We start from the raw sequence: 12971 nt of genomic DNA on the forward strand, positions 1-12971 counted from the left end.
CGTGTGAAATTCGGGCATGTGGCGAATGGAGGATGACTGCCCTCTTGATTAAGCTAATCTTATAACAAGTATACAAAATTTTCTTGCGATTCATGAAAAAAGAAAGATGCAGCTGCTGACGAGAGAGGGAGGAATGACAAAGTGGAGACCCGGGATTACTTAATCAAACCGATGTTGAATCAGCATTATCCTGTGGCTGTGAAAGGAGAGGGGATTTATTTATATGATCGGGACGGGAAAAAATATTTAGACGGCTCATCGGGTGCTGTCACGGCGAGTATTGGACATGGCATACGAGACATCATTGATGCCATGACAGAGCAAGCGGAAAAGGTGAGCTTTACGTACAGGTCACAATTCACAAATGAACCAGCAGAAGAACTTGCCTATGAATTGAGTACGCTCTGCCCAGGGAACCTGAACTGGTCTTTTTTTGTCGGAAGCGGATCAGAGGCAACAGAGACCGCCATGAAAATTGCCATTCAGCATTGGCAGGAGCAGGGGAAGGCTGAGAAGAATCACATCATTTCAAGATGGATGAGTTATCATGGCATCACACTCGGTGCGCTGTCGATGTCAGGGCATATTGCAAGGAGAGAGCGCTTTGAACCACTGCTCGAAAAACACCCGGTGCTGTCTCCGCCATACAGCTATCGTTCGTGGCTGCCAAAGGAAGAAAGCAAGCAGGTCGAATGGTATGTACAGGAATTTAAAACTGTCATCCAGCGTATAGGAAAAGAGAGGATTGCGGCTTTTATTGCAGAGCCGATTGTTGGGGCAGCGGGCGCGGCGCTTGTTCCGCCAGATGGATATTTTGCGGCGATGAAGCGAGTTTGTGAGGAAAACGATATTTTAATGATTGCAGATGAAGTCATGACAGGCTTTGGACGAACTGGGAAAATGTTTGCCATGGAACATTGGGGCGTCGTACCAGATATTATGGTACTCGGAAAAGGCATGAGCGCCGGCTATTCACCAATTGCGGCAGCTGTCTCAGCGGATCATGTGATTGCACCGATTCTCAGCGGTTCGGGCTCTGTGATGGCAGGCCACACTTATAGCGGCAATCCGCTTTCAGCAGCCGTCTCACTTGCTGTCATTCGATACATGAAAAAACACCAGCTTTCAGAACGGGCTGATCTGTCTGGCCGATATTTAATGAATGCTTTAAAGGATTTGCAAACAAAACATTCCATCATAGGGGATGTGAGAGGAAAGGGACTGCTCATTGGCATTGAGTTTGTCGCAGACCGATTATCGAAAACACCATTTCCTGCCCATGCTCAAATGACACATTTAGTTGTGGAGACGGCCAAACAAAATGGTTTGCTTGTTTACCCAGCAAGCGCTGGAGAGGATGGCGTAGGGGGTGCAGCGGTCATGATCGCACCGCCGCTTTCTATTACGCAGCAGGAGATGGATGAACTGATTCATTTATTCGGGCAGACAATGACGCAGGTCGAGCAAGAAGTCATCAATCGAGGGTTTTTCCCATCTGCCATGTAGGGAGGAAAGATGATGAACAAAACAGCGAACTTAGATCAAGTCATCACGCATTTTAGAGACGGAATGACCATTATGTTTGGCGGGTTTGGCGGTGTGGGGTCCCCGCCATCATTGATCGATGCCATTCTAGAAGCCAATATTAAAGACCTGACATTGATCGGAAACGATGCAGGCTTCCCGCAAATCGGTGTTGGCAGGCTGATCACAGAAGGAAGAGTGAAGAAAATCATTGCCTCTCATATTGGCTCAAATCCAATTGCCGGGCAGAAAATGCAGGCAGGTACACTAGACGTTCTTTTTTACCCGCAGGGCATCCTAGCAGAAAAGATCAGGGCAGGCGGGATGGGTTTAGCGGGCATTGTGACAGATGTCGGCATGGATAGTCTCAATCTTGATGAGAAACAATTGGTTCAGCTGGATGGAAAGAAGTATATTCTTGAGCCTGCACTGACTGCGGATATCGCGATTGTGAATGCCCTCAAAGCAGATGAAGCAGGCAACCTGATTTTTGATAAAAGTGCACGGAATACAAACCCGATTGTGGCGATGGCAGGAGACTGGACCATTGCGGAGGTAGAAGAGATTGTGCCTGTGGGCGGGCTTCATCCAGAGGAAATCGTCACACCAGGCGTATTTGTGAACCAGATCGTGCAATCAAAAGGAGTGAACTGGACATGGGCATGGGAGACATCGATTTAAGACACCGCATAGCCAAACGCGCGGCACAGGAAATTGAAGATGGCATGATTGTGAATCTTGGGATCGGCATCCCGACCCTTGCAGCTGAGTACATCCCAGCACATTACGAGGTGTGGCTGCATGCAGAAAACGGCATTATGGGAGCAGGCGGTTCACCAGTACAAGGGGAAGAAGATCCGAATTTGTGCAATGCCGGCGGTTTTCCCATTACGTTAACAAAAGGCGGCTCATATATGGACAGCACAACCGCTTTTGGCATCATTCGCAAAGGGATGCTGGATATGACCATTTTAGGTGCACTTGAAGTCAGCAGTCATGGGGATCTTGCCAATTGGATTGTGCCAGGGAAACGAGTGCCGGGTATGGGTGGAGCGATTGAACTTGCGCAAAAAGCGAAAAAGGTGGTGGTCGTGATGAGCCACCTTGATAAACACGGACAATCTAAGATAAAAGCAGCCTGCACGCTGCCCTTAACTGCTAAGTCTTGTGTGGACCTGATTATTACGGATATGGCAGTCATTGAGGTCAAGTCACAGCTGCTCATTTTGCGTGAAGTCATGCCGCCGTTTCAGCCGGAAGATGTCATGAGGGCGACAGAGGCGCCGCTCATTTTAGCGCCTGATGTCAAATCTGTTGTGTAGAAAGGATGACCGACTTGCAGCCAATTACACGTATCAGAAGCTGGATGAAAGAGCATAAGGAAGAAGCCGTCACGCTTCTTCAGCAAATGGTGCAATGTGACAGCACACAAGGAAATGAGCAAGAAGTACAGCAAATCGTAGCAAATAAACTTTCTGCCATTGGCTTTGATGTTGACATGTGGGACATTGGCGGGGATGACTTGCTGAACCATCCGTATTTTTATTCCCCGAGGCGTTCCTTTAAAGGAAGTCCCAATGTCGCCGGACGATTGAAAGGTAAAGGAGGCGGCAAATCTATTTTATTAAATGGGCATGTGGATGTTGTCCCGGCAGGTGATCACAAACAATGGACATATCCGCCCTACAGCGGGCATATCATAAACGGGAGACTTTATGGACGCGGGGCAACAGATATGAAAGGTGGAAACGTTTCTTTACTCTTTGCACTTGAAGCACTGCATGCACTTCAGATTCCGCTGAAGGGAGATGTTGTCTTTCATAGTGTTGTCGAAGAAGAGAGCGGCGGTGCAGGCACCCTTGCAGCCATACTAAGAGGATATACCGCAGATGCAGCCATCATTCCAGAGCCAAGTCATATGAAAATCTTTCCGATTCAGCAGGGATCTAAATGGTTCAGACTGCATATTAAAGGAAGGGCTGCTCATGGCGGAACAAGATATCACGGCGTTTCTGCTATTGAAAAGAGCACGATTGTCCTTTCACATATAGCGGCACTTGAAGAAGAAAGAAATCAGCGAATCACCGAGCCGCTGTTTCAGCATATCCCAATCCCGATCCCAATCAATATCGGGAAAATTCAAGGCGGTGATTGGCCATCCTCTGTAGCAGACCTTGTCACAATGGAAGGCAGGCTCGGGGTGATGCCCGGTGAAACGGTAGAACAGGCAGAGAAGGAATTAGAAAATTGGATGGCAGGACTCGGAGAAAAAGATGAATGGTTCCAAGAGCATCCTGTTGAGGTCGAATGGTTTGGTGCAAGATGGCTTCCGGGTTCAATCGATACAGATCATCCGCTTTTAGGTTTATTGAAGGAACAATATGAAGCGGTCATGAAGCAGCCGCCGAAAATCGAAGCCGCCCCTTGGGGAACGGACGGCGGATTACTGTCACAGGCAGCAGGTATTCCGATCATCGTGTTTGGACCGGGAACAACGGAGCTTGCCCATTTTCCGAATGAATCTATTGACATTGAGCATGTGATTGAAGCAGCTGAAATTATTGCAGGGACAATGGTCGAATGGTGTGAAGCAGCGGAATGAGATGAAAATGATCACAAAAAAAGAAGGCTGCCTTACTCAGCCTTCTCTTTATGTGTGTCCTGCTGCTCACACATATATGTCACTGGACAAAAACGAAGAATGCCAGATCCCAGTTTCATACCGCCAAACATGATGCCCAAAAGCAGCATTTTACTCCATGGTTTTCTAGCATATAAGGATCCAGCCACAGTACATATTGTCATTCCGCAGGCAATTCTAATGAGCGCTTCCATTAAGCCGAGATTAGGTTTCATTGAAGGTGAATCTCCTTTTTTAAATTATTTTAAGTGTGATTTCAAGAAATTGTAACGTTTCATTAATGCGTAACGTAGTTCGTTATGTTACGATAGGGCTAATACAAATGAAGGAGAGTATGTGAATGTCCGAACGTACTTTTAATTGGAGAAACAATGACATCCGCACACAAATCGATGTAGTCGACTCAAAAATAGTTCCAACACTCCTTTTAACGAATGGACTCGTGCTTAACCCGTTTTTGAAGCAATGGGTGAAGGCAAATATTTGGATACATGATGATCGAATTGTTTATGTCGGAGCAGAGCTTCCTCAAAATAAATCAGCTAAACGTGTGATTGATTGTGAAGGGAAATACATTGTGCCTGGGTATATAGAGCCTCACGCGCATCCGTTCCATATTTATAATCCCCAATCACTTGCAGAATATGTGTCTCAATTTGGCACAACAACGATGGTCAGCGATAACTTATTTCTTCTTTTGCAAAGCAATGAAAAGAAAGCGCTTTCCACCCTATGTGAATTAAAAAAGCAGCCATTTCAGTATTTCTGGTGGTCCAGATACGATCTTCAAACGGAAGTCAGATATGAAGATGAGATGCTGCCAGTTAACTACCGGAAGGAATGGATTGATCATCCTGACGTCCTCCAAGGCGGCGAATTAACAAGCTGGCCAAGATTGATGGACGGTGACGATCTCATTTTATATTGCATGCAAGAAACAAAGAAGCAGAGAAAACGAATTGAAGGGCATTTCCCTGGAGCTTCTGAGAAAACGCTAACAAAAATGAAGCTGTTTGGCGCGGACAGTGATCATGAAGCGATGAATGCCGACGATGTGTTAAAACGCTTGTCCCTTGGCTATCATGTTTCATTGCGGCATTCTTCCATCCGCCCAGATTTAGTGAACATTTTAAGAGAACTGCATGAGCGTGACTTTAGACACTATGACCATTTTTTCTATACAACAGATGGTGCTGCCCCTCACTTTTATGAGGAAGGCATGATTAACCGTTTGATTTCGATTGCCCTTGAAGAAGGCGTGCCGATCATTGATGCGTATAATATGGCGACATTTAACATTGCAAAATACTATCAAATTGATGATTTATTAGGCGTTGTTGGCCCAGGCCGGCTGGCTTCTTTGAATATTTTAGATGATCCAATGAACACAAATCCTGAAACGGTCATATCTAAAGGGGTTATTCTCAAATTAGATGGCGAGAACCAGCATCAATTCCAAGAAACAAAATGGGAAAATGGCGGGCTTGCTCCATTAGATTTAAGCTACGACCTCACGATGAGTGATTTGCAATTCTCTATGCCGCTAGGTGTCAAGATGAGAAATGCTGTCATCATGGAGCCTTATACAGTGGAAATTGATAACTCAATCAACCAGCTGTCATGTGACCATGATCAAAGCTTCTTTAGCCTGATTGACCGAAAAGGTGAGTGGCGTGTGAATACGATGCTAAAAGGGTTCGCAAATAAAGTGCAAGGCTTTGTCAGCTCATTTTCGCTCACGGGTGATATTTTAGTGATCGGGAAAAATAAAGAAGATATGATGCTGGCACATAAGCGGATGAAAGAAATTGGCGGGGGAATCGTACTCACAGAGAACGGGAAAATTTTGCACGAAATCCCGCTGCAATTATCAGGCTGTGCATCGGCTGAACCGTTTGAGACTGTTCTTCAGCAGGAACAAACATTACGCGAGCTGCTCATTGAGCGTGGCTATCCATTTGACTGCCCAATTGATACACTTGTCTTTTTCCAAAGTACACATTTGCCGTATATTCGAGTGACACCAAGAGGAATATTTGATGTCATGAAAAAAACTGTACTCTTTCCGTCTATAATGCGTTAAAATATAACAGAGTGGAGCTGTATCATCTTTGCCGCATTTCTGACTGCTGTTATAGGGCAGAAGTGAGCCATGGTTCTCTTCACTGCCATGTAAGTGATCATGATCTTATGTGGAGCTGTTGACAAAGCAGAGGGCTTTGACATGACGAATGAAGTACTCTAATTGTAAAATGAATTTGCCGGTTACGCTGACCGGCCAACATATTTTGAATAACCCGAGCAAGGCGGGGCGCATATTTGTGGTCTCGCCGAGCTTTCCGTAAAGCCTGTATATGAGGGCAGAAGACCTAACCAAGCAGAAGTCATCTTTATAACGGAAGCAAACAAGTTTGTCAGATTGTCATACAAGGAAAATGACAGAACTTGTCGAATTTGTTTACGATAAAGAAGCTTCGGCTTACGAAAGAACCTGACGGCATTTTCAGCGTAGAACCAAACCTGTCATGATCTGTTCAAAGCTCATTGCTGAGGTTTTAAAAAAATTAGTCAGGAAAGATACCGCTTTCTTAGAAGAAGATCGTGCGAAGCGGTGTGGCAATAGTAAAGGAGAAGATGTATTAAGATGCAAATTGATAAATTAAGGGGCAAAAGCTTAGATCAGTTATTCAACTCCATCTTATCCCTTAAAGACCTGGAAGAATGTTATCGATTCTTTGATGATTTATGTACCATCAATGAAATCCAATCTTTATCACAGCGTCTTGAAGTAGCGCGTATGCTTCGTGAGGGAAACACGTATCATAAAATTGAGACGGAAACAGGTGCAAGCACTGCAACCATCTCACGTGTCAAACGCTGCTTGAACTATGGCAACGATGCCTATACGATGGCACTTGACCGCGTAGCAGAACAGCAGGAAAATAACGAAACAAAATAAAGCAGCTTTCACTGTAAACAATCCTTTTCACGAAAAATGGACTTGTTTGCAGTTTTTTTATGAAAAGGCGGGCAGGGGCTGATAAAGTGTCCCTGTTTTTTTACTTTAGCTCGCCCATCAACCATCTTTCTCCTTCATAGGAGATGCCGTCTTCGCTTGAGATGATTTCCTTAAACTCTACTGTTTGCAAACTTAGTACGCGATTGATCAAAAATATTAACAAAAAAGGCGCGTTTCCGCACCTTTTCGAGCTAGACAGATGGCTGTGTGCTTGAGAACATCGGCACTTCGCTTGTCTCGCCATTCTCTTGTCTAAAAATAATATGTTTTTCATTAAAATGAATAGGCGATTCTATACCCGCAGCTGCGGATAAATTAAACAAACCTTCTCTAAGAGACAGGATATAATTGCACACTCGGTATTTTTTTTCTTCAATCGATAAACCCTTTTGCAGCTTTGGATCAGTCGTGGCGACCCCGACTGGGCATTTATTCGTGTGGCAGACTTGGGCGCGAATGCATCCGACTGAAAACATGAGACCTCTGGCAATATTCACAAAGTCAGCTCCCATTGAAAGGGCAATCGCAATTTTATCAGGCGAGAGAAGCTTGCCAGAAGCAAAGAGCTTCACCTGATGTCTGACACCGTATTCTTTCAATATTTGATGAACCATTGGGAGCGCCGTGAAAATCGGCAGCCCTGCGGAATCCGCCAATTCATGAAAGGACGCCCCTGTACCGCCTTCTCCGCCATCCACTGTAATGAAATCAGGGTGTTTCCCGCTTTTTTTCATATAGCTGGCGAGCTCTTCAATATTTTCTTTATGTCCGACAACAAGTTTGATTCCAACTGGCTTTCCGCCTATGCTCCGCAGCTGTTCAATGAAATCAAACATGTCAGGAATGGAGTGGAACATCTCAAAGCGGTTTGGGCTGTCAATGGATTGGTGAGGCGGTAATTTACGGATATTCGCTATTTCTTCCGTCACCTTTTCGCCGTCAATATGACCGCCGCGTGTTTTTGCTCCTTGTGCCAGCTTGAGTTCAAAGGCTTTGACTTCCTCGTGTTCGCTTTTTTTCTTGAATTCTTCAAAGGAAAATGCGCCATCCTCTGTTCTAACGCCAAATAAACCAGGCCCAATCTGGCAAATGATATCTGCGCCGCCTTTGAGGTGATAAGGAGAAAGCCCGCCTTCACCTGTGTTCATCCACGTCCCGCCGGCCATTTTTAATCCTGAAGATAGAGCTGTAATCGCCCTGTCGCCTAAGGAGCCGTAGCTCATGGCAGATTGACCGATCAGTCCTTTCACATGGAAAGGCTTTTGACATGTATGTTCGCCAATGACTTGTACATCCTCTTGATGAAGAAAGTAAGGATTTGCTTCGACTTCTTTGACATGTTCACTTCTTCTCAGTAAATTGTCTTGATCAATCTGATACACTTTCGTTTTGATTTTTTCAGATTGATCGATGCGAAGTTCATTTCGCTGCTTTGGAAACAGGACGTTTCGAATGTAATAGCCTGGCTTGTCAAAATCACGTTTTGATCCAAAGCCCATCGTCCGGCTTTTGTACTTCCCTGACATGACCGCCTGCTCGTATTCTCTTCTTGAGAAGGGCAGTTCCTCTCGGTCATTCAGAAACAGATATTGGCGAAGCTCAGGTCCTATTTTTTCAAAGATAAACCGCAGCTTTCCAATGACCGGATAATTTCGCAGAACTGAATGTTCTTCTTGTTTTTCATCCCTCATCCAAATCCAGATCAATAGAATGATTGGGATGATCAAACAAATGACTAGCAATGCGCTGATGACAATTAAAGTTGTTGTCACGAAGATCCCCTCTTTTCTCTTTCATTGCTGTTGTTATTCCACTTTTTAATGAAAGAGAAACCACATCAGCATATTGTGACGTTTAGAAATGAAAAGGCGGGGTAACTTACAAATAAGATCATAAGGGGAGGGAACATACATGAATAAGCGTCCAAATGCGTATGTACTTGCAGGATTAGGGGTTGGAGGAGCTGTGTTATTAGCGGTAAAAAATAAACAGCATCTGAAAAAATGGGCAAGCATGTTCCGGTCAGATGAAAAGGTTCCTGAAAAAGCCGGCCACCCAGATCCATTAGATATCCAAGACAACAAGATGGTCGACGAAGGGGCCATGACATCCGTCCATTACTTTAATGAAGCGAGACAATAATTTGAAAAAACCGTTTTGAAAGATCAAAACGGTTTTTTTCTTGTGATGTTATAGCGAAGAGGATCGAAAATAGTAAAACCGATCAGCTCATTGTGATCAGGTGTTGAGAATTGGAATTCAACGCCTGACAGTTGATAGGTTGAGAGAATTTCCTGATCCGTCAAACGTAAAGAAAGCTCATCCTCATAAACCGGTACGTTCCGCAGCACTTTGGATTCTTCTGAAAATAACTCCAAGCCAGCCACTCGGCCCTCTTGGTCGATATCTACATTGACACATTCATTGACATCTAATTCAATGGTTTTTTTGATTTTCATATGCTTCGCTTGCGGGGTGATATAGATGTATCCGATGTCTATATTTTGTTCATATGTAATCGTTCTTTTCAACTGAGTCACCTCTGCTTAATAGATGGTTTTTAAATCTATAGTAAAATATTCCTTTATTGTATAATAGCATGTGACAAAGTGCCAAAATAACAACCTCTTTCAGCTCCTCTTCTAGTGGATTTTTTATCTATTCTCCAGCAATTTTATGTAAAGTCACGATCACCCATTTTCAAAAGAATGAAACTTTTAGCTAAAGGAGGTTACCCATTTTTTGCGGCCTTTGATTTTGTTATAATATTTAAATGGAATGAAACGAATGGAGGAACGTTTTTCATGTATGATGTTACCGAGTGGAAGCATGTCTTTAAACTCGATCCAAATAAAGAAATTTCCGATGAACAGCTAGAAGCGATTTGCGAATCTGGGACGGATGCCATATTGATTGGCGGAAGTGATCATGTGACAGAGGACAACGTGCTTCAATTGATGTCAAAGGTCCGCCGGTTTCTAGTGCCATGTGTGCTCGAAATCTCCACACATGAGATGATTGTGCCTGGCTTTGATCTGTATTTCATCCCGACCGTTTTAAACAGCTCTCACCCTGACTGGATTGTTGGGCTGCATAAGGACGCAATGAAGGAATTCGGTGATTTGATGTCAATGGAAGAGATTGTGCCTGAAGGCTATGTGATCTTAAATGAAGATTGTAAAGCGGCCAAGCTTACAGAGGCAAATACAGCGCTGGATATTGATGACGTCAGGGCATATGCAAGAGTGGCAGAGCATTTGATGAAGCTGCCCATTTTTTATCTGGAATACAGCGGAACGCTTGGAGACATAGAGCTTGTCAAAGAAACAAAAGCAGTGCTTGATGAAACAGTTCTTTTTTATGGCGGCGGCATCCAGAACGCTAAGCAGGCAAAAGACTTCTCGCAGCATGCAGACGTTGTGGTTGTAGGAAACGTCATTTATGACAATTTCAAAGAAGCTCTAAAGACAGTCGAAGCAGTCAAAAAGTCATCATAGTCAAATAAGACGAAACGGGTTAAAATAGAACATAAGTTCGAATTGGCGGTGAATGGAATGAATGAAATATCGAATCATCTATTAGAAGGGCTGAATGACGCGCAGAAAGAAGCAGTCAAAGCAACAGACGGTCCTCTATTGTTGATGGCAGGAGCAGGAAGCGGGAAGACACGGGTGCTCACACATCGAATTGCCTACTTAATGGCAGAAAAGCATGTGGCGCCGTGGAACATTTTAGCGATTACATTTACAAATAAAGCAGCACGTGAAATGCGTGAACGAGTCCAGGCAATTTTAGGGCCTGGCGCAGATGACATCTGGATCTCTACGTTTCACAGCATGTGTGTCCGTATTTTAAGACGCGATATTGACCGTATTGGTGTGAATCGCAACTTCTCTATTTTAGACACATCTGATCAGCTTTCAGTTATTAAAAACATTTTAAAAGAACGGAATATCGATCCTAAAAAGTTTGACCCGCGCAGCATTTTAGGTTCCATCAGCAGTGCAAAAAACGAACTCATTGACGCAGAGGAATACGCCAAAACAGCGGGTGATTTCTATGATCAAGTGGTCAGCGATGTCTATACAGATTATCAAAAGCGTTTACTCAAAAACCAATCTCTCGACTTTGATGATTTAATTATGATGACAATTCGTCTGTTTGAGCGCATTCCTGAAGTATTAGAGCACTATCAGCGGAAATTCCAATACATTCATGTGGATGAGTATCAGGATACGAACAGAGCACAGTACATGCTTGTGAAACTGCTCGCGCAGCGCTTTCAAAATATATGTGTTGTCGGTGACTCGGATCAGTCTATTTATCGCTGGCGCGGAGCGGATATTACAAACATTCTCTCCTTTGAAAAAGATTATCCATCCAGTGAAGTGATTCTGCTTGAGCAAAATTACAGATCGACGAAACGCATTTTGCAAGCCGCAAATACGGTCATTCAAAACAATGCAAACCGGAAGCCGAAAAATCTTTGGACAGAAAATGATGAAGGAGCGAAGATTGCCTATTATCGTGCAGATAATGAATTTGGTGAAGGACAATTTGTCGCAGGAAAGATTCGTCAGCTTCATCAGAGCGGAAAGCGCAAATTATCCGATTTTGCGATCCTTTACCGGACAAATGCTCAGTCTCGTGTCATAGAGGAAACGTTAATGAAAGCCAACATTCAGTACAATATTGTCGGCGGCACGAAGTTCTATGACAGAAAAGAGATCAAAGACATTTTGGCATACTTACGCCTAGTGGCAAACCCAGATGACGATATTAGTTTTGCGCGAATTGTCAACGTACCAAAGCGCGGAATCGGGGCGACATCTGTTGATAAAATTGCAGCATATGCTGAGATGAATGACCTGTCTATGTTTGAAGCACTTGGTCAGGTGGATTTCATTGGACTGAGTGCACGGGCAGCCAATGCGCTTGATGAGTTCAAACAGCTCATTGATCAAATGACGAACATGCAGGACTATTTATCTGTCACTGAATTAACAGAAGAAATTCTAGAGAAAACAGGCTATCGTGAAGCGCTGAAGCTCGAAAAAACCATTGAAGCACAAAGCCGCTTAGAAAATATTGACGAGTTTTTATCCGTCACTAAGAATTTTGAAGAACAAAATGAGGACAAGTCACTTGTGACCTTCCTGACAGATCTCGCCCTCGTCGCAGACATTGATAAGCTGGATGAGAATGAAGAAGAAGATCAGGATGCCGTCATCTTAATGACACTTCACGCTGCAAAAGGTCTAGAATTCCCTGTTGTTTTCTTAATGGGAATGGAGGAAGGTGTCTTCCCGCACAGCCGTTCATTAATGGAAGATGCAGAGATGGAAGAAGAGCGCCGCCTCGCTTATGTAGGCATCACACGGGCTGAAGAAGAGCTTTATTTATCAAGTGCAAAAATGAGAACACTTTTCGGCCGGACAAACATGAACCTTGAATCAAAATTCATTCGAGAAATACCAGCCGATTTATTGGACAACCTAAATGAGAAAAAAGAAACAAAAACACCGTTTGGCCAAACAAGAGAAAGACCGCAGAGACGGGGACCTGTCTCGCGTCCGCAAACTCAAACGATTCAAAACACAGGCGGCGGCAGTATTGGCTGGGCTGTGGGCGATAAAGCGGCCCATAAAAAATGGGGCGTTGGTACGGTTGTGAGTGTGAAAGGCAGCGGAGACAGCACAGAGCTTGATATTGCGTTCCCAAGCCCGACAGGCATTAAGCGTCTTCTCGCAGCATTTGCACCAATCGAGAAGCAATAAACTGATAGGA

12 protein-coding genes are annotated in these 12971 nt (G+C 44.2%); 9 read left to right on the plus strand and 3 right to left on the minus strand.

From position 1 onward, the window contains the following. Positions 1–141: 141 nt before the first annotated feature. Genes NSQ25_RS03235 through NSQ25_RS03250 form a run of 4 tightly spaced genes read left to right on the plus strand, consistent with a single transcriptional unit; the run spans position 142 to position 4126 of the window. Positions 142–1506, plus strand: coding sequence for an aspartate aminotransferase family protein (locus tag NSQ25_RS03235; protein ID WP_024426693.1), 1365 nt, complete (start codon positions 142–144; stop codon positions 1504–1506). A gap of 12 nt (positions 1507–1518) precedes the next feature. Further along, positions 1519–2205, plus strand: a complete 687-nt coding sequence (locus NSQ25_RS03240; RefSeq protein WP_080708064.1) for a CoA transferase subunit A — start codon at positions 1519–1521, stop codon at positions 2203–2205. After that, positions 2181–2846, plus strand: a complete 666-nt coding sequence (locus tag NSQ25_RS03245) for a 3-oxoacid CoA-transferase subunit B (protein WP_034282827.1) — start codon at positions 2181–2183, stop codon at positions 2844–2846. The genes NSQ25_RS03240 and NSQ25_RS03245 overlap by 25 nt, the downstream gene beginning before the upstream one ends. Positions 2847–2860: 14 nt before the next feature. Next, complete coding sequence (locus NSQ25_RS03250) at positions 2861–4126, plus strand: peptidase (protein WP_326136750.1); 1266 nt, start codon at positions 2861–2863, stop codon at positions 4124–4126. 32 nt (positions 4127–4158) lie between these two features. On the opposite strand, the gene NSQ25_RS03255 is transcribed toward NSQ25_RS03250, so the two are convergent. Then, positions 4159–4380, minus strand: coding sequence for a DUF2892 domain-containing protein (locus NSQ25_RS03255; protein ID WP_024424522.1), 222 nt, complete (start codon positions 4378–4380; stop codon positions 4159–4161). A gap of 125 nt (positions 4381–4505) precedes the next feature. On the opposite strand from NSQ25_RS03255, the gene NSQ25_RS03260 reads away from it, so the two are divergent. Together NSQ25_RS03260 and NSQ25_RS03265 are read left to right on the plus strand one after the other, a co-directional pair. Continuing rightward, a complete protein-coding gene (locus tag NSQ25_RS03260; protein ID WP_326136748.1) occupies positions 4506–6248 on the plus strand; it encodes an adenine deaminase C-terminal domain-containing protein in 1743 nt (580 codons plus the stop codon). A 561-nt stretch (positions 6249–6809) separates the two neighbouring features. Beyond that, positions 6810–7124, plus strand: a complete 315-nt coding sequence (locus tag NSQ25_RS03265) for a YerC/YecD family TrpR-related protein (RefSeq protein ID WP_024424524.1) — start codon at positions 6810–6812, stop codon at positions 7122–7124. Between the two features lie 251 nt (positions 7125–7375). Here the strand turns inward: NSQ25_RS03265 and NSQ25_RS03270 are convergent, their stop codons facing one another. Further along, positions 7376–8956, minus strand: coding sequence for an FMN-binding glutamate synthase family protein (locus tag NSQ25_RS03270; protein ID WP_326136746.1), 1581 nt, complete (start codon positions 8954–8956; stop codon positions 7376–7378). Positions 8957–9095: 139 nt separating this feature from the next. Between NSQ25_RS03270 and NSQ25_RS03275 the strand changes: the two genes are divergently transcribed. Continuing rightward, on the plus strand, positions 9096–9326 hold the full coding sequence (locus NSQ25_RS03275) for a hypothetical protein (protein ID WP_039176971.1): 231 nt from the start codon (positions 9096–9098) through the stop codon (positions 9324–9326). Between the two features lie 23 nt (positions 9327–9349). Here NSQ25_RS03275 and NSQ25_RS03280 read toward each other — a convergent pair whose 3' ends face one another. Then, a complete protein-coding gene (locus tag NSQ25_RS03280; protein WP_326136745.1) occupies positions 9350–9715 on the minus strand; it encodes a DUF2283 domain-containing protein in 366 nt (121 codons plus the stop codon). A 273-nt stretch (positions 9716–9988) separates the two neighbouring features. On the opposite strand from NSQ25_RS03280, the gene NSQ25_RS03285 reads away from it, so the two are divergent. Together NSQ25_RS03285 and pcrA are read left to right on the plus strand one after the other, a co-directional pair. Further along, positions 9989–10681, plus strand: coding sequence for a heptaprenylglyceryl phosphate synthase (locus tag NSQ25_RS03285; RefSeq protein WP_041108669.1), 693 nt, complete (start codon positions 9989–9991; stop codon positions 10679–10681). Between the two features lie 57 nt (positions 10682–10738). After that, positions 10739–12961 carry a DNA helicase PcrA gene (pcrA, locus tag NSQ25_RS03290; protein ID WP_326136744.1) on the plus strand — a complete coding sequence of 741 codons (2223 nt, stop codon included), beginning with the start codon at positions 10739–10741 and terminating at the stop codon, positions 12959–12961. The last annotated feature ends 10 nt before the right edge of the window (positions 12962–12971 follow it).

It is taken from the genome of Bacillus sp. FSL R5-0512 (genome assembly GCF_038593295.1).
Lineage (GTDB): Bacteria > Bacillota > Bacilli > Bacillales > Bacillaceae > Bacillus > Bacillus safensis.